Raw genomic sequence first — 17,309 nt, forward strand, 5'->3', positions numbered from 1 at the left:
GAAGCCGGTCGTCCCGGCGGGAGGTCGGCTGTCTACTCGGCGGCGGGAAGCCGGTCGTTCGGTGGGACCGGGCGGTCCGGCAGGATGGGGAGCGCCCGGTCCGGCAGAGCCGCGAGGGGCTGCTCCGGCAGGGCGGAGAGGGGCTGCTCCACGCTCTTGGCCGCCAGCTGACCGCACGCTCCGTCGATCTCCTGACCGCGCGTGTCCCGTACGGTGACGGGGACGCCGTGGGCCTCCAGGCGCCGGACGAACTCCGTCTGGTCCGACGGCCGCGACGCGGTCCACTTCGAACCCGGCGTCGGGTTCAACGGGATCAGGTTGACGTGCACCGGGTGGCTCTTGATCAGCCGGCCGAGCAGGTCGGCGCGCCACGCCTGATCGTTGATGTCCCGGATCAGGGCGTACTCGATCGAAACCCGGCGCCGGGTGCGGTCGGCGTACGCCCACGCGGCGTCGAGGACCTCCCGGACCTTCCAGCGGGTGTTGATCGGCACGAGCTCGTCGCGCAGCTCGTCGTCGGGCGCGTGCAGGGACACCGCCAGCCGTACCTTGAAGTCGAGGTCGGCGAGCTGGTTGATCTTCGGGACGAGGCCCACCGTGGAGACGGTGATGTTCCGCTGGGAGATGCCCAGCCCCTGCGGGCTCGGGTCGCTGAGCCGGTGGATCGCCCGGACGATGGCGGAGAAGTTGGCGAGTGGCTCGCCCATGCCCATGAAGACGATGTTGCTGACCCGGCCCTTGCCGCCGGCGATCTCGCCGCGGTCGAGCGCCCGGGCGCCCGCCATCACCTGCTCGACGATCTCGGCGGTCGACAGGTTGCGGGTGAGCCCCGCCTGGCCGGTGGCGCAGAACGGGCAGTTCATGCCGCAGCCGGCCTGGGAGGAGACGCACATCGTGACCCGGTCCGGATAGCGCATGAGGACCGACTCGACGAGCGTGCCGTCGAACGCCTTCCACAGCGTCTTGCGCGTGGCGCCGTTGTCACAGGTCAGATCGCTCACCGAGGTGAGCAGGGAGGGCAGCAGCTCGGCGACGAGACGGTCCCGGACGGCGGCCGGCAGGTCCGTCATGTCCGACGGATCGTCGGCGAGCCTGCCGAAGTAGTGGCGCGACAGCTGGTCGGCGCGGAACGGCTTCTCCCCGAGCGCACCAACGGCCTCCCGCCGCTCGTCCCAGGACAGGTCGGCGAGGTGACGCGGAGGCTTCGCCCGGCGCGGAGCGGCGAAGGTGAGCTGAGCGGGCATGTCCGTTCCAGTGTGGCAGACGCCAGGGGGCGCTTCGTACGTCGGCGCGTCTGCGCGCGAACCTTACCGGGAGTGCATTTCATCGGGGAGGACGTCAATGCCGCGGTGGGGGCCGCACACTCACTACAGTCCCCTCTATGCCGGTATTGCGCAGAACGCCGCAGGAGACGCGTGTCCTGATCAGTGACACCAGCCCCTACGGAAGCCGTGTCCTCGAAGTGGAGTCCGATCACGTCGCGACGGCGGCGTACCTCCGCAGGAGCGACGGGCACACCGTGGCCGCGGCCTGGGTCGCCAACCACCAGGACGCTTCGTCCCACCCCGACCTCGCGCGGCTGAACGCCGGGCTGGTCCCCGCCATGCCGTCCGGCCACACCAAGCACCCCAAGGGACGGTCGGCGCCCGACCCGCGGTCGCTCACGGTGGTCTGGTTCGAGGAGGGCGACGGCGCGGCGCTGCTCGAGGACGGGCAGCCTCTGTGCGTGATCCCCGGCTGGTCGGACATGGACCGCGGACTGCCCGGGTACAGCCGGGAGGCCGTCGGCCAGGGCCCGTTCGCGTTCGCGCTGGACGACGAGATCGAGGATCTGGGGCCGCGCATCCTGCAGGCGCAGGCGTTCTGGGACTGGCGGAAGGGGGACGGCGCCTGGGAGGGGTTCCAGCAGTCGGTGCTGGGGCATCTGCTGGGCCGGCTCGGCCCCGGCGGGTACTACTGGCACGACGTGGGCCGGCAGTGGCGGGCACGTGCGGGGAAGGGAGCGGGCTCCGCGGGCGAGCAGCCCGTCGTCGGGGTCTCGGAACGCCCCGCGATGGAAGACCGCCCCTACCGGGTGCTCAGCACGGTCGGCATGAGCTGCCAGCGGATGCCCACCGTCGAGCTGTACGAGGACGACGTGGCCGACCACGCCCGCATCGAGCTCGCCGTGGCGACCACGCTGCCCAGCCAGCGCGCCGGCAGCATCTTCCCCTGGCTGGCGCAGTATCCGTGGCGCGCGGTCACGTCGTTCGCCGCGGGCGACAACGTCAAGTGGTACCACGAGGCGAAGACCTTCCCGCTCGGCCCGAGCTGGGAGGGCGTGCTGCTGCTCGACGACCCCAGCCGTCTCAAGGGGCCGGCCGCGCCGGACATGAGCGGCTTCTCGTTCGGCGGCGACCCGGTGCACTGGCTGTGGCTCGTGCCGATCACCGAGGCGGAGCGGCAGTTCGGCAAGGACGAGGGCCCGGACGCGTTGATCGAGCGGCTGTCCCGGAAGGGACGCAGCTGGGTCGTCGGCGAGGACTGACCGCCGTGGGCGGCCCGGCGCTCCGGGTCGCCCACCGTACGGCTGGGGCGTGTCCGGTGGATCTCCGCTAGGCGGGGACGAACGCCTGGAAGAGCAGCCACACGACGGGGACGGTGGCCAGGAGGGAGTCGAGGCGGTCCATCACGCCGCCGTGCTCCGGCAGGAGGGTCCCCATGTCCTTGATGCCGAGATCCCGCTTGATCATCGACTCGATGAGGTCGCCGAGCGTGGCCGAGCACACGGCGGCGGCGCCGACGATGACCCCCTGCCACCAGGTGCCGTGCACCAGCCAGGGCATCAGCACCCCGCCGACCGCCATACCGGTGAGGAGCGATCCGCTGAACCCCTCCCAGGTCTTCTTCGGGCTGATGGCCGGGGCCATCTTGTGCGCGCCCAGGAAGGAGCCCGCGAAGAAGCCACCGGTGTCGCTGGCGACCGTCAACGCGATGAAGACGATGATGCGGTTCGGGCCGTCGTCCGCGTGCAGCATCAGGACCACGAACCCGGCGAGGAACGGGACGTACGCCACGGTGAACACGCTCGCCGTGGCGTCCCGGACGTAGCCCTCCTGGCCTCCGGTCAGCCGCCACAGCAGGGTCGCCAGCACCGTCAGGGCGAACGTCGCGACCAGGCCGGTGGTCCCCCAGACGTACGTGCAGACCAGCATCGCCAGGCCGCCGGCCATGACGGGGGCCCGATCGATGCGGATGTCCCGCGTCGCGAACGCCCGGATGAGCTCCCAGACGGCGACGCCGAGGAAGACCACGACGACGCCGAGGAAGATCTCCTTGACGGTGTAGAGGGACACCAGCACGAGGGCACCGAGCCCCAGGCCGACCCCGACGGCGATAGGGAGATTCCGGCCCGGCCGGCGCTTCTTCTTGCCCGTTTCTTCCGCCTGTGCCTCCGGGATCTCCGGTGCGGGCGTCGGGGCCTGCTCGAGTCCCACTAGACCTCGAGCAACTCGGCTTTCTTGTGCTCGAGCAGCTCGTCGATCTTGCCGACGTGCTTGTGCGTGAAGTCGTCCAGCTCCTTCTCCGCGCGGCGCACGTCGTCCTCACCCGCGTCGCCACCCTTGGCGAGCTTGTCGAGGGCGTCCTTGGCGTGCCGGCGGATGTTGCGGATCGAGACCCGCGCGTCCTCCGCCTTGTGCCCGGCCACCTTGATGAACTCCTTGCGGCGCTCCTCGGACAGCTCCGGGAACACCACACGGATGATCTTCCCGTCGTTGCCCGGGTTGACACCGAGGTCGCTCTCGCGGATGGCCTTCTCGATCGCGCTCAGGGAGTTCGCGTCGTACGGCTGGACGATGACCATGCGGGCCTCGGGCAGCGTGAACGACGCCAGCTGGTTGATCGGCGTCGGCGTGCCGTAGTACTCCGCCGTGATCTTGTTGAACATCGCGGGCGTCACCCGGCCGGTACGGATGCCGTTGAAGTCATCCTTGGCGACCGTGACGGCCTTCTCCATCTTCTCCTCGGCTTCGAGGAGGATCTCGTCGATCACCTTCGGCTCCTTGTTCAGCTCTCCGCCGGACTTACCAATGTGCCGATCTTCTCACCGCGGACGGCCCGCACGATATTGCCTTGCCCCATCAGGTCGAAGACCACGATGGGCAGGCCGTTGTCCATGCAGAGGCTGATCGCGGTGGCGTCCATGACCTTCAGGCCGCGCTGCAGCACCTCGCCGTACTCGAGCCGGTCGAACCGGAAGGCGTCCGGGTTCTTCTTCGGGTCGGCGTCGTACACGCCGTCGACCTGGGTGCCCTTCAGCACGGCGTCCGCGCCGATCTCCAGCGCCCGCTGCGCCGCGGCCGTGTCGGTGGAGAAGAACGGCTGGCCGAGGCCGGCGCCGAAGATCACCACACGGCCCTTCTCGAGGTGGCGGATGGCCCTGCGCGGGATGTACGGCTCGGCGACCTGGCCCATCGTGATCGCCGTCTGCACCCGCGTGTCCAGGCCGAGCTTCTCGAGGAAGTCCTGCAGCGCGAGGCAGTTGATCACGGTGCCGAGCATGCCCATGTAGTCGCTGCGCGAGCGGTCCATGCCCTGGGCGGACATCTGCGCGCCGCGGAACATGTTGCCGCCGCCGCAGACCACCGAGACCTGCACGCCCTCCCGCACCACCTCGGCGATCGCCTCCGCGATGTGCTGGACGACCGCGGGGTCGATGCCGAGCGCCTCGCCGCCGGCGAACGCCTCGCCGGAGAGTTTGAGGAGCACCCGCTTCCAGCCATGGTGGGACGACGGAGCCGCCGTCGTGTCGGTGGTCTTACTGTCCTGCACGGCGGCGGCTCCTTCGTCTCACTCTCAGCGGCTGGGCGTCCTCGGGCGGGTCTTAGAGCTGCCCGACCCGGAACCGGGCGAACTGCTTGACGTTCACCCCGGCGTCCTGGAGGACCTTACCGACAGACTTCTTCGGGTCCTTCACGAAGGGCTGCTCCACGAGGACGAAGTCCTTGAAGTAGGCCCGCACCCGACCCTCGACGATCTTCGGGATCGCCTGCTCGGGCTTGCCCTCGTCGCGGGTGATCTGCTCGGCGAGCGCCCGCTCCTTGGCGACGACGTCGGTGGGGACGTCGTCGTTGGTGAGGTACTTCGGAGACATCGCGGCGATCTGCTGCGCGATCTCCTTGGCCACCTCGGGCGCCTCGGTGTCGAGCTCGACCAGCACGCCGGTGGCGGGCGGCAGCGACGGGTCGGACTTGTGCAGGTAGCTGGCGACGTACGCGCCCTTGAAGTGGGCGAAGCGGCCGAGCTCGAGCTTCTCCCCGATCTTGGCGCTGTTCTCGTCGATCAGCTGCTGGACGGTCTTGCCCGTCTCGATCTCGGCGGCCAGCAGGGCGTCGCGGTCGGCCGCATCGCTCTTCGCGGCGAACTCGACGATCTGGTTCGCCAGCGCGATGAAGCCCTCGTTCTTGGCGACGAAGTCGGTCTCGCAGTTGAGCTCGAGGATCGCGCCGTCGCCGGAGCCGTTGAAGAACTCGGCGACCAGGCCGTTGGCGGCGGTGCGCTCGGCGCGCTTGCCGACGTCCTTGGCGCCCTTGAGACGGAGCAGCTCGACCGCCTTGTCGAAGTCGCCCTCGGCCTCCTCAAGGGCCTTCTTACAGGCCATCATCCCGGAGCCGGTGGTGTCCCGGAGCTTCTTGACGTCGGCGGCGGTGAAGTTCGCCATTGTGGTCTTGTCTCTCTCGTCGTCGGTCGTGGGCCGTCAGGAGTCCTGACCGGTCTGCGGCTGCTCGGCCGGCGCGGCCTCCGGAGCCTCAGCCTCGGCCTGCGGAGCCTCAGCCTCCGGGGCCTCAGTCTGCGGAGCCTCAGCCTCGGCCTGCGGAGCCTCAACCTGCGGAGCCTCAGCCTCCGGGGCCTCAGCCTGCGGAGCGGCCTCGGCCGTCTCGCCGGACTCGTTCTTGCTCTGCAGGAGCTCGCGCTCCCACTCCGTGAGGGGCTCCTCGGCACCGACCGGGGCGGGCTTCTCGTCACCGGACGGCGCGGCGCCGGCGCGGGCCATCAGGCCGCCGGCCACGGCGTCCGCGACCACGCGGGTCAGCAGGCTGACGCTGCGGATGGCGTCGTCGTTGCCCGGGATCGGGTAGTCGACCTCGTCCGGGTCGCAGTTGGTGTCGAGGATCGCCACCACCGGGATGCCCAGCTTGCGGGCCTCGTTGACGGCGATGTGCTCCTTCTTGGTGTCGCAGATCCACACCGCGCTGGGCACGCGCGCCATGTCGCGGATACCGCCGAGGGTGCGCTCGAGCTTGTCCTTCTCACGCTTGCGCATGAGAAGCTCCTTCTTCGTCATACCCGAGCCGGCGACGTCGTCGTAGTCGAGCTCCTCGAGCTCCTTCAGACGGGTGAGGCGCTTGTGCACCGTGGAGAAGTTGGTGAGCATGCCACCCAGCCAGCGCTGGTTGACATACGGCATCCCGACGCGCTGCGCCTGATCGGAGATCGACTCCTGCGCCTGCTTCTTCGTACCGACGAACAGGATCGTGCCGCCGTGGGCGACCGTCTCCTTGATGAAGTCGAAGGCGCGGTCGATGTAGGACAGCGACTGCTGCAGGTCGATGATGTAGATGCCGTTGCGCTCGGTGAAGATGAAACGCTTCATCTTCGGGTTCCACCGGCGGGTCTGGTGACCGAAGTGGACGCCGCTCTCGAGCAGCTGCTTCATGGTGACGACGGGTGCCATGCCCGTGTTCTCCTGTCCGGCCCAGTCGTTCTCTGGGCCACGTCCCGGTTGTTTGCCTGCGCCCGTGCGCCCCTGCCATGACGAGTGGTCATGGACCGAGAGGGTCGCCCCACCGATGCCCGGTGGCCGGCGGACGCGTGAATTCGGTCATGCGACCGTTGAGGCAAGTGTACCGGCGGCTCACCCCCTCGTGGACTCCACGCCTCCAACGCCGGGGTTTTCCCCAGGTTTCGTCGGGGTCCTGTCGCGGGGCGGGCGGGGGCGCGCATGCTCGGTGTCATGGTGTGGTCCGGGTTTCTCCTGGTCATGGCGGCTTCCGGCGGGGCGGACGCGGGCTGGCAGTGGCCGTTACGCCCGCCACCGCCGGTTCTGCGCCGTTTCGACCCGCCCGCCCATCCGTGGGAGGCCGGGCACCGGGGCGTCGATCTCGCCGCGCCTCCCGGCCGTCCGGTCTTCGCCACCGGCGCCGGGCGGGTGACCTTCGCCCACGATCTGGCGGGCCGCGGTGTGGTGACGATCACTCATGGCGCACTCCGCACGACCTACCTGCCCGTACGCCCGGTCGTACGCCCCGGGCAGATCGTCGCGGCGGGCGCACGGATCGGCGTCGTGGAGGCGGTCCTGGGCCACTGCGGGCAGGAGAGCTGCCTGCACTGGGGACTCCTGCGCGGCGGCTCCTACCTCGACCCGCTCTCCCTCCTCGGCCTCGGCCCCGTACGCCTCCTGCCCTGGTGGCACGCTCCTCCCCCGGCCGCCGTTACCGGGCAGCGGGCGTCGCCGCGGGCCGAAGCCGACCCCGGCGGCCGCGGGCCGGCGTCCCCTCGGTATCCCGCGACGGCCCGGCCGTCCGCCGCATCCGGGAGGACACGGCCGACCGCCCCTGTGCGGGTGCTCCCGGCACGACGGGTGCTCCCGGCTCCGGCGACACGACCGGTCAGCGCCACCACGGGCATCGGCGCGTCGATCGGCCCGATCGCGGTCGCCGGAGCGGCGGCCATTGCGCTGTTCCGGCTCCTCGCTCACCGCCGCCGCCGGCGGCGCCCACGCGGACGGGGCCGCTGATATGCACGCGCCCGGGTGACCGGTCCTCGCTGACGGCCGCAGCGCGCCTTACCGGCCATCCGAGGTGAGCGGCGTCGACATCCGTGAGACATAGGCGGGTCCACTCACCCGCGCCGGCCGACCGGCGGGTGTCGCCGAGCCTGCTGCTGAAACGCTCCGCGCACAGCACGGAACAGCCGTCGCATCCGCCACGCGGCCTGCCGCTGACCCGCGCCGACGGGCTGTGGCGACGAGCCGTGGCGACGAGCCGTGGGACGAGCCGTGGCGACGGGCTGTGGCCGCAGACGACTCCACCATGGGACGACCGCGTAGACGCCGAACGCGCCGAGACGGACTCCGCCTGCGCACTGGTCCGCCCGACGGGCACGTGTGCTGGGCGACCGACGACGCGTCCGGCACCGGGGCTCATCGCCGCCCTCCGCCGAGGGTTCGGGACCCCAGGCCGATCCCGTCATGCCCGGGGGTGGGCCTGCCGGTAGGCCGCCTTGAGCCGCTCCGCGGTGACGTGGGTGTACACCTGGGTCGTCGCCAGGGAGGAGTGGCCGAGGATCTCCTGGACGCTGCGCAGATCCGCGCCGCCCTCCAGGAGGTGGGTGGCCGCGCTGTGCCGGAGGCCGTGCGGCCCCATGTCGGGCAGGCCCAGCTCCGCGAGCCGCCGGTGCAGGTCACGCCGGACGACGGTGGGATGCAACCGGCCGCCGCGAGTGCCGACGAACAGCGCGGGTCCGCTGCGGTCGCGCACGAGGCCAGGGCGTCCCCGGCGCAGCCACGCGTCGACGGCCCGGGCCGCCGGCGCGCTCACCGGGACCGTCCGTTCCTTGTCGCCCTTTCCGATCACCCGGATGGTGCGCCGGGCGAGGTCGACGTCGTCAACGTCCAGCCCGCACAGCTCCCCGACCCGGATGGCGGAGCCGTAGAGCAGTTCGAACACGGCCTGGTCCCGCAGCGCGACGGCGTCCGAAGCGGGCTCCTGACCGTCCGTACGCTGCCCGGAGTCGCTCGTACGGCCATCGCCCGAGGCGGGCTCTCCGCGACCGGCAGTCTCGCCCCGGGAGTCGCTCGTACGGTCATCGGCCGCCGCCGTCCGGCCACGGGACGGTCTGCGGTCGAGCAGCGCGGTGGCCTCGTCCTGGCGCAGCACTCGCGGGAGCGTCCGCCCCTGCTTGGGAGTGCCCAGAAGGGCGCCGGGATCAGTCGGCAGCAGCCCACGGCGATGGGCGAACGCCGTGAACACGCGCGCCGAGGCGGTCCGGCGGGCGAGCGTGGCGCGCGACCGGCCGAGCGCGTGCTGCGCGGCCAGCCACGTCCGCAACATTCGTACGTCCAGACCTGCCACATCGCGCAGTCCCATGCGGTGGGCGTGCGCGAGCAGATCGGTGACGTCTCCCAGATAGGCACGGACGGTGTGCGCGGACAGACCGCGCTCGGCGCGCAGGTGCCGTTCGAAATCGGCCAGCACCGGACCGAACGCCTCAGCGGACTCCGCGCCGATCTCCTCGTTCGCCGCCATCTGCTCTCCCGCGGACTCGTCACCGACCGGAACCTGCGGCGCATGCGCCCCGTGGGACGCGAGCACCGCTCGATGTCCCACCGTGCGCGAGCCGACCCGGTGAATCAAGCGACCGCACCGGCCCGGCCCGGTTATCCACAGAACGCGATTCGTACGACACGGGTGGTGACCGATCCGGCAGCGTCGACATCGGAGGTGAGCGCATGAGCGAGCGAATCATGAGCACAGCGCGCCCGGCCATTCTTCCGGCGCCAGGAGGTCGGCCGGGATGGGTTGGCCGGGCAAGGCCGGGAGATCGGCCGGGGTCGGTTGACCGGGCAAGGCCGCGAGATCAGCCGGGGTCGGTTGACCGGGCAAGGCCGCGAGATCAGCCGGGGTCGGTTGACCGGGCAAGGCCGCGAGATCAGCCGGGGTCGGTTGACCGGGCAAGGCCGCGAGATCAGCCGGGGTCGGTTGACCGGGCAAGGCCGCGAGATCAGCCGGGGTCGGTTGGCCAGGCGAGGCCGGGAGATCAGCCGGGATGGGTTCGCCGGCCTTGGGAGGAGGCCGCATGAACGCGAAGGACACGCTCGGGCGGCAGGGCGAGCAGGCGGCGGCCGATCACCTGACCCGGCTCGGCTGGCAGATCCTCGATCGCAACTGGCGATGCGGCGAGGGCGAGCTGGACATCGTGGCCCGCGACGGCGGGGAGCTGGTCGTGTGCGAGGTGAAGACCCGCTCCAGCACCGCCTTCGGCACCCCCGTCGAGGCGATCACGCCGGCCAAGGCCGCGCGATTACGACGCCTCGCGGTCCGCTGGCTCGCCGCCCACGGCGTCGCTCACGCCACCGCCCGCATCGATGTCATCGGCCTGCTCGCCGACGGGCCCGGCCGCTTCACCGTCGACCATTTGAAGGGAGTGTGCTGACGATGGCCCTGGCCCGTACCCGTGCCGTCGCGCTCCTCGGCGTGGATGGCGCTCTCGTCGACGTCGAGGCGGCCATCACCAGCGGCGTTCCGGGCCTGCACCTCGTGGGCCTGCCCGACGCCGCGCTGAACGAGGCCCGTGACCGCGTCCGCGCGGCGATCCTCAACAGCGGTGAGCAGTGGCCCAACCGGCATGTCACGGTCAGCCTTTTTCCCGCGAGCATGCCGAAGCGGGGTAGCGGCTTCGACGTTGCCATCGCCGTCGCACTGCTGGGCGCGGAGGGCGCTTTCCCCGCCGAGGCCTGTGCGGGCATGGTGCTGATCGGCGAGCTGGGGCTCGACGGGCGGGTCCGTCCCGTGGCCGGGGTGCTGCCCGCCGTGCTCGCGGCGGCCGACGCGGGCGCCCACACGATGGTCGTGCCGAGGGCCAACCTCGCCGAGGCATCGCTCGTGCCCGGGGTGAAGGTCATCGGGATCCGCACGCTGCGGGCCCTGGTGGCCCGCCTCCGTGACCTGCCGCCCCCGGACGACGAGCCGGAGGCGGGTGAGGAGGGGACGCCCCCGCCGCCCAACGGCCTGGCCGCCCGCTCCCGGGCCCGGCGCGGCGATCTCGACCTGGCCGACGTACGGGGGCAGGCCGATGCGCGCAAGGTGCTGGAAGTCAGCGCTGCGGGCGGCCACCATCTCCTGCTGACCGGCCCGCCCGGCTGCGGGAAGACCATGCTGGCCGAACGACTGCCCACCCTCCTGCCGGAGCTCGACCATGACGCCGCCCTGGAGGTGACCGCCATCCACTCGGTCGCGGGCGGTCTCCCGACCGGCCAACCGCTGATCACCGATCCGCCGTTCTGCGCTCCGCACCACACGGCGTCCCGGGCCGCTCTCGTCGGCGGCGGGAGCAACCGACTCATCCAGCCCGGGGCGGTGTCGCTGGCGCATCGAGGGGTCCTCTTTCTCGATGAGAGCCCTGAGTTCGCCGGCGGGGTGCTGGACGCCTTACGCCAGCCCCTGGAGGTGGGCGAGGTGGTCATCGCCCGGTCGGGGGCGACGGCCCGGTTTCCGGCGCGGTTCACGCTGCTGCTGGCGGCCAACTTCTGCCCGTGCGCGGCGGCGAATGACCGCGACTGCACCTGCCCGCCCTCGACCCGGCAGCGGTACCTCGCCCGGTTGTCGGGGCCGTTGCTCGACCGGATCGATCTGAAATCGGAGCTGAAGGAGGTGTCCCGTGCGGACCTGCGGTACGACCTGCACGTCGCCGAGTCCAGCACGACGGTCGCGGAGCGGGTGCTGGTCGCCCGCCACCGTGCCCGCGAACGCTTGGCGGACCTCCCCTGGCGCACCAATTCCGACGTGCCCGGCCGCGAGTTGCGACGCCGCTTCGCCCCACCGCACGGGGCGCTGGCGGCACTCGACCAGCCGCTGGCCGACGGACGGCTCAGCGCACGCGGCCTCGACCGCGTCGTCCGCGTCGCCTGGACCCTCGCCGATCTCGCCGGAAAGGACGCTCCGACCGCCAGTGAGGTCGACGAGGCGTTCGGTCTCTGGCAGGGACGCTGACCGGGAGGAGACATGATGATCTCAGCTGACGAACGCCGTGCCCGCGCGCTCCTGACACGCATCGCGGAGCCCGGCGATGAGCTGTTAGGCCGGATGGTCGCGGCGGAGGGAGCCATCGGAGCGCTGGACGTCATCCGCTCGGACGCCGTGCCGGAGTCCCGTCCGGCGGGTTCGGGCAGGGGCGACCCAGGCCGGCGGGTCGCCGCGTGGCGGGCCCGGCTGCCCGATGCCGATCCGGAGCGCCTTCTCGCCGAGTGCGACGCGCTCGGCGGGCGTCTCGTGTGCCCGGGAGACGCGGAATGGCCGTCCCAGCTCGACGATCTCGGGGACCGGCGGCCGTACGCGCTGTGGGTGCGCGGCGATCAGGATCTGCGATTCTCCTGCCTGCGGTCCGTGGCGATCGTGGGATCCCGGTCGGCCACGTCCTACGGGGTCAACGTCGCCGCCGAGATGGGCGCCGAGTTGGCCGACCGCACGTGGACGGTCGTCAGCGGGGGCGCCTTCGGCGTCGACGCGGCGGCGCATCGGGGAGTGCTCGCCGCCGACGGCCTGACGGTCGCGGTGTTCGCCTGCGGATTCGATGTGACCTATCCCAGCTCCCACGACGGGCTCTTCACCGAGATCGCGCGCTCCGGCCTGCTGGTCAGCGAGTTCCCGCCGGGCACACCGCCCAACCGGAGCCGCTTTCTGGTGCGCAACCGGACGATCGCGGCGCTGACCCGCGGCACCGTGGTCGTGGAGGCGGCGCGCCGGAGCGGAGCGATCAGCACCGCCCGTCATGCCCGTGATCTTCGCCGCGCCGTGATGGTCGTCCCCGGGCCGGTGACCTCGGTGGCCTCCGTCGGCTGCCACGTCATGCTGCGGGAGTGGGGTGAGGCCGTCTGCGTCACCGACACCGCCGAGATCCTCGACCTGGTCGGGCTCGTCGGCGACGACCTGGCACCCGAGAAACGCGGACCGGTCCTCGACCGCGACCGGCTGGCCCCCGTGACGAGGGACGTCCTGGAGGCGATTCCCGCACGCGGCGGAGCGGGTACGGCGCGGATCGCGGTGACCTCCGGTGTCGATCTCGACACCGCGCTCGCCAGTCTGGGCGCCCTGTCGGCGGGCGGCTTCGTCGAGCGCTGCGCGAAGGGATGGAAGCTCCGCCGCCGACCTCCGGACTCCTGACGGGCGCGGACGCGGCCGGCGATCTGCGGGGCCACAGCGGGGAGCGGCCCACGATCGGGACGATCTCTTCGGTCGCCCTAGATCTGCCCGCCACGATTCCGGATCGGCGACCGGGATCCGTACGCCACGGGTCCTGGTCGGCGATCGGGACCCGCAACCGGGCGGCCCGCTGAGCCCGGCGACCGCGCCCCAGGCCCGGGCGATCCTCCGAGCCCCGCGACTCCGACCCGCGATGGAGCCGCCCTCCGAGACCGACGACTCCGACCCGGAACGCAGCCACTCTCCGAACCCGACGGCTGGGATCCGCATGGGGGCGATGTTCCGCGCCGCTGTGGCGGGCCGCGTGGGGGCGATGTTCCGCGCCGCTGTGGCGGGCCGCGTGGGGGCCGCTGGCACGGGTGCGGGGCCCTCTCGGGGTGGGCGGGCCGCTGAGCCCGGCGACCGCGACCCGGAACGCGCCACCCCGCGAGCCCGGCGACTCCGAGCCGCACGCCGCGGCTCCGCCCTTCGGAAGCGGTCAACGCGGGGGCGGGCGGCACTTCGGTGCCGCCCGCCCGTGTCGCGTTGTCGGGGGTGTGTCAGTTGTCCGGCAGCTCCAGGTCGCTCTTGGCGAGTTCCTCAACGTTGACGTCCTTGAACGTCACGACCCGAACGTTCTTCACGAAGCGCGCGGGGCGGTACATGTCCCACACCCACGCGTCCTGCATGGCCACCTCGAAGTAGGTCTCGCCATTGTCGGTGCTGCGCACCTGCAGATCGACGGTGTTGGTGAGATAGAACCGGCGCTCGGTCTCGACGACGTACGTGAAGAGGCCGACGACATCGCGGTATTCGCGGTAGAGCTGGAGCTCCATCTCGGTCTCGTACTTCTCGAGGTCTTCTGCGCTCATGCTCGCGTTCCCTCCCCGTGCCGCGGCTCAGGCGACGTCCGCCTGGTCGGCGGTGTCCTCATAGTGTGACGCCTCCCAATCGATCTCCCCAGCCTCTGAGGCGCCCTTTTCCGGCCCGGCCTCCGTCGTGGCCACCCGGGCCACGTTGACGAAGGAGAGCCGATGTTCGGGACAAGGTCCATGCTCCTCCAACGCCACGGCGTGCGCGCGGGTGACGTACCCCTTGTGAACGCCGAAGCCGTACATCGGATAACGCTCGTGCAGCCCGGTCATGATCCGGTCCCGGGTCACCTTCGCCACGATCGACGCGGCGGCGACGCAGGCCGCCACCCGATCGCCCTTCGGCACCGGCAGCGTCGGCGCGATGATGCCCGGCACCGGGAATCCGTCCGTGAGGACATAACCGGGGAGCACTCCGAGGGCCGCCAGCGCTCGCCGCATCCCGGCGATGTTGCAGCGATGCAGGCCGATCCGGTCGATCTCCTGGCACGGGATGACGAGAGCGTGCCAGGCCAGGGCCGTGGTCGTGATCTCCTCGTACAGGCGCTCCCGGCGGGCTGCGGTGAGCAGTTTCGAGTCCGCCAGCCCCTCGATGCGGCGACGACGCTCCGGTCCGAGGATGACGGCCGCGACGACCAGCGGCCCGGCGCACGCGCCGCGGCCCGCCTCGTCGACCCCGGCCACCGGCCCGAGACCGGCGCGTTCCAGCACCCGCTCGTACGCGTACATTCCGACGTCACGTCGAGGGGTGAGGCCACGAGGACGGTGAGCTCGGACATCGATGTACACATCAGGCAGGGTACGTCGCGTGAGGGCGCGACCGGGCCGGAACGCCGGGCGTGGCGGGCCCATTCGCGTGAACGATCACTCCGGGGTGCGGCGGAAACGGCGGCGGCCGCGTAGGCGTGGTGCGGGCCCGGGGCGGAGGAGGCGTCTGCGCAGCAGGGTGACCGGAATGGCGCCGGCGAAGCCGAGTGCCAGCGGGACGGCGGGCAGCGTGGCGTTCGCGAGGGCCAGGCCCGGTTGTCCGAACGTCTTGGGGATCGGCATCGTCTTGACCCGGGTGACGGGCCAGACGACGACGAACGCGCGGCCGACGACGTGGCTCTCGGGAATCGTGCCGCCGCCGGGGTCGCCCAGGTGGCCGCGGGAGTCGTAGGAGACCTCACGGTGGTCGCCCATCACCCAGAGCCGCCCCGGAGGCACGGTGATCTTGAACTTGGCGTCGGACGGCTTGTTCTGCTCGTGGGTGTCCGGGTCCGTGTAGAGGTACGCCTGCTCGTCGAGCGGGTGACCGTTCACGGTCACGCGGCCCTGGGCGTCACAGCAGGCCACGTGGTCGCCGGGGACGCCGATGACCCGTTTGATGTAGTCCTTCTCGCCCGGGACGACGCCGAAGGCGCTGCCGATGGCCCGCAGGACCTTGGAGACCGGGTTGCTCGGCGCGGAGTACTGGACCTCGGGGTCCCAGGAGTCGAGCCCGTTGAAGACGACGACGTCGCCGCGCTTGATGTCCCGGGTGTGGTAGACGATCTTGTTGACCAGGACCCGGTCGCCGACCTTGAGGGTGTTCTCCATCGACTGCGACGGAATGTAGAACGCCTGGACGGCGAACGCCTTGATGACCATGGCCAGGGCGAGGGCGACGCCGATCAGGATCGGCAGCTCCTTCCAGAAGGAGCCCTGTTTCTTCTTCTTCCGCGAGCCCTTGCCGTCACCGGCGGCGGGGTCGTCGTCCGGTCCGGACGATCCCGGCGCGGCGGCGTCGGTGGCCTCCGCCGTCTCCGCGGTCGCCGCTCGCTCGTCCCCCGGATCCCGATCCGCGGGGCGCGCGCCTTCCCGGCCATTCTGCGATGCCTCGTGGCGCGTGTCGCCGGCGGTGGCCGCGGGCTCGCGCAGGCCCTGCTCGTCGTCAGTCATCAGGGGAAGCCTAATGCCCCGAGGCCGTGGGGATGGCCAACGTCAGCGTGTCGTCTGCGGTGTACCGGGAAATCCCCTTTCCCGGCAACGAAAAGACCCCGGCGCGCCGATGGGCGTGCCGGGGCCGGAAGCGGAAATAACGCCGCTCAGTTGTCGCGCTTCTCCTTGATGCGGGCGGCCTTGCCGCGCAGCTCGCGGAGGTAGTAGAGCTTGGCGCGCCGGACGTCACCGCGGGTGACGACCTCGATCTTGTCGATGGACGGGCTGTTGAGCGGGAAGGTCCGCTCCACGCCGACGCCGTAGCTGACCTTGCGGACGGTGAACGTCTCACGGGCGCCACCGCCCTGGCGCCGGATCACCACGCCCTGGAAGACCTGGATGCGGCTCCGGTTGCCCTCGGTCACGCGCACGTGAACCTTGAGCGTGTCACCCGGGCGGAAGTCCGGTACGTCAGACCGCATCGCGGCCTTTTCGATCTCCTGGATCAGGGTGTGCATGACTGCGGTTCCTCGTGGTGAAAACGCGCGCGACATTGGGACGCCGACGCGCGATGGGGTCTTCTGGAAAGTCTGGACACGCCCAGCATGGAAACCGGGGTGACGTCTCAGTGTGCCATAGGTTCGGCGTCAACCGGAAAACCGGCCTCGGTGAGGGCCTGCCGGTCGGCCTCGTCCAGCCGGTTTCGGGCGATCAGCTCGGGCCGCCGTACGGCGGTGCGGTGCAGGGCCTGATCGCGCCGCCACCGGGCGATCGCGGCATGGTTGCCGGACATCAGCACCTCGGGCACGTCGCGCCCGCGCCAGGTGGCCGGCTTGGTGTAGACGGGGCCTTCGAGCAGGGCCTCCATGCGGCCCGGCGCGAACGAGTCGTCGCTCACGGATTCGGCGTTGCCGAGGACTCCGGGCAGCAGCCGGGTGACCGCCTCGACGATCACGAGGACGGCGACCTCACCGCCGGCCAGGACATAGTCGCCGATGCTGACCTCGTCGACCGGCATGCGTTCCCGGGCGTCCTCGATGACGCGGGCGTCGATCCCTTCGTACCGTCCGCACGCGAACACCAGCCAGGGCTCGGCGGCGTACTCGGCGGCGAGTTCCTGCGTGAAGGGACGGCCGCTCGGCGTCGGGACGATGAGACGGGCGCGGGCGGGAGGGGGCACGACGGTGTCCAGCGCCTCGCCCCACGGCTCCGGTTTCATCACCATGCCGGGGCCGCCGCCGTACGGGGTGTCGTCGACCGTGCGGTGGCGGTCGTGCGCCGAATCCCGGAGATCGTGTACGTGCACGTCGACGTCGCCGCGCCGCCGCGCCTTGCCCAGCAGGGAGACGTCGAGGGGGGCGAAGTACTCGGGAAAGATCGTGACGATGTCGAGTCTCATGGGCGCTCCGTGGATCCTGTCTTCAGTGTGCGCGCCTGTGCCGGGACACGCGAACTCCAGCGGCCTTCCGCCGCGCGCCGCCGTCGCGACCACGGGACGCGCCTACGCCGGCGGGCTCCCGCCGCGTGGCACCGTCGTGGCCCGCCCGAACGCGCGAACACCGGCGGTCTCCCCCGGCGTGGCACCGTCGCGACCGCTCAG

General features: G+C 71.3%; 16 protein-coding genes and 1 pseudogene. 5 read left to right on the forward strand and 12 right to left on the reverse strand.

Features of this window, described 5'->3' with window-relative positions:
* Positions 1-152 precede the first annotated feature (152 nt).
* A pseudogene (rlmN, locus tag ACYVF7_RS46415) lies at positions 153-1,244 on the reverse strand (dual-specificity RNA methyltransferase RlmN); the annotation flags it as partial.
* Positions 1,245-1,381: 137 nt separating this feature from the next.
* On the opposite strand from rlmN, the gene ACYVF7_RS46420 reads away from it, so the two are divergent.
* Positions 1,382-2,527 (forward strand): suppressor of fused domain protein, encoded by a 1,146-nt coding sequence (locus ACYVF7_RS46420; RefSeq protein WP_460352440.1) that lies wholly within the window; start codon positions 1,382-1,384, stop codon positions 2,525-2,527.
* Positions 2,528-2,594: 67 nt separating this feature from the next.
* On the opposite strand, the gene ACYVF7_RS46425 is transcribed toward ACYVF7_RS46420, so the two are convergent.
* From ACYVF7_RS46425 to rpsB, 5 genes are read right to left on the reverse strand one after another with little or no spacing between them, the layout of a single operon-like run.
* On the reverse strand, positions 2,595-3,476 hold the full coding sequence (locus tag ACYVF7_RS46425) for a phosphatidate cytidylyltransferase (protein ID WP_460352441.1): 882 nt from the start codon (positions 3,474-3,476) through the stop codon (positions 2,595-2,597).
* Positions 3,476-4,033 (reverse strand): ribosome recycling factor, encoded by a 558-nt coding sequence (frr, locus tag ACYVF7_RS46430; protein ID WP_460352442.1) that lies wholly within the window; start codon positions 4,031-4,033, stop codon positions 3,476-3,478. Before frr ends, ACYVF7_RS46425 begins: the two co-directional genes overlap by 1 nt.
* A gap of 14 nt (positions 4,034-4,047) precedes the next feature.
* On the reverse strand, positions 4,048-4,812 hold the full coding sequence (gene pyrH, locus ACYVF7_RS46435) for a UMP kinase (RefSeq protein WP_460352444.1): 765 nt from the start codon (positions 4,810-4,812) through the stop codon (positions 4,048-4,050).
* Positions 4,813-4,864: 52 nt separating this feature from the next.
* Positions 4,865-5,701, reverse strand: a complete 837-nt coding sequence (gene tsf, locus ACYVF7_RS46440) for a translation elongation factor Ts (protein WP_460352446.1) — start codon at positions 5,699-5,701, stop codon at positions 4,865-4,867.
* A 36-nt stretch (positions 5,702-5,737) separates the two neighbouring features.
* Entirely contained in the window at positions 5,738-6,715 is a 978-nt protein-coding gene (gene rpsB, locus ACYVF7_RS46445; protein ID WP_460352448.1) for a 30S ribosomal protein S2, read from the reverse strand.
* Positions 6,716-6,994: 279 nt separating this feature from the next.
* On the opposite strand from rpsB, the gene ACYVF7_RS46450 reads away from it, so the two are divergent.
* Positions 6,995-7,777 (forward strand): M23 family metallopeptidase, encoded by a 783-nt coding sequence (locus tag ACYVF7_RS46450; RefSeq protein ID WP_460352449.1) that lies wholly within the window; start codon positions 6,995-6,997, stop codon positions 7,775-7,777.
* 451 nt (positions 7,778-8,228) lie between these two features.
* Here the strand turns inward: ACYVF7_RS46450 and ACYVF7_RS46455 are convergent, their stop codons facing one another.
* Entirely contained in the window at positions 8,229-9,287 is a 1,059-nt protein-coding gene (locus ACYVF7_RS46455) for a tyrosine recombinase XerC (RefSeq protein ID WP_460352451.1), read from the reverse strand.
* 550 nt (positions 9,288-9,837) lie between these two features.
* On the opposite strand from ACYVF7_RS46455, the gene ACYVF7_RS46460 reads away from it, so the two are divergent.
* The 3 genes from ACYVF7_RS46460 to dprA are packed head-to-tail and all read left to right on the forward strand — an operon-like array spanning position 9,838 to position 12,920.
* A complete protein-coding gene (locus ACYVF7_RS46460; protein WP_460352452.1) occupies positions 9,838-10,194 on the forward strand; it encodes a YraN family protein in 357 nt (118 codons plus the stop codon).
* 2 nt (positions 10,195-10,196) lie between these two features.
* Positions 10,197-11,750 (forward strand): YifB family Mg chelatase-like AAA ATPase, encoded by a 1,554-nt coding sequence (locus ACYVF7_RS46465; protein ID WP_460358483.1) that lies wholly within the window; start codon positions 10,197-10,199, stop codon positions 11,748-11,750.
* Positions 11,751-11,762: 12 nt separating this feature from the next.
* Complete coding sequence (dprA, locus tag ACYVF7_RS46470) at positions 11,763-12,920, forward strand: DNA-processing protein DprA (protein WP_460352454.1); 1,158 nt, start codon at positions 11,763-11,765, stop codon at positions 12,918-12,920.
* 578 nt (positions 12,921-13,498) lie between these two features.
* Here the strand turns inward: dprA and ACYVF7_RS46475 are convergent.
* The 5 genes from ACYVF7_RS46475 to trmD form a co-directional block, all read right to left on the reverse strand.
* On the reverse strand, positions 13,499-13,810 hold the full coding sequence (locus ACYVF7_RS46475; protein WP_360898554.1) for a DUF2469 domain-containing protein: 312 nt from the start codon (positions 13,808-13,810) through the stop codon (positions 13,499-13,501).
* A 27-nt stretch (positions 13,811-13,837) separates the two neighbouring features.
* Positions 13,838-14,599 carry a ribonuclease HII gene (locus tag ACYVF7_RS46480; protein WP_460352456.1) on the reverse strand — a complete coding sequence of 254 codons (762 nt, stop codon included), beginning with the start codon at positions 14,597-14,599 and terminating at the stop codon, positions 13,838-13,840.
* 75 nt (positions 14,600-14,674) lie between these two features.
* The gene (gene lepB / locus ACYVF7_RS46485) at positions 14,675-15,730 is read right to left on the reverse strand and encodes a signal peptidase I (protein WP_460352458.1); all 1,056 of its coding nucleotides are present in this window, start codon (positions 15,728-15,730) and stop codon (positions 14,675-14,677) included.
* 146 nt (positions 15,731-15,876) lie between these two features.
* Positions 15,877-16,227, reverse strand: a complete 351-nt coding sequence (gene rplS / locus ACYVF7_RS46490) for a 50S ribosomal protein L19 (RefSeq protein ID WP_252807910.1) — start codon at positions 16,225-16,227, stop codon at positions 15,877-15,879.
* Positions 16,228-16,334: 107 nt separating this feature from the next.
* Positions 16,335-17,108, reverse strand: coding sequence for a tRNA (guanosine(37)-N1)-methyltransferase TrmD (gene trmD / locus ACYVF7_RS46495; protein ID WP_460352460.1), 774 nt, complete (start codon positions 17,106-17,108; stop codon positions 16,335-16,337).
* Positions 17,109-17,309: the final 201 nt, after the last annotated feature.

This window comes from Actinoallomurus acanthiterrae (assembly GCF_054775715.1).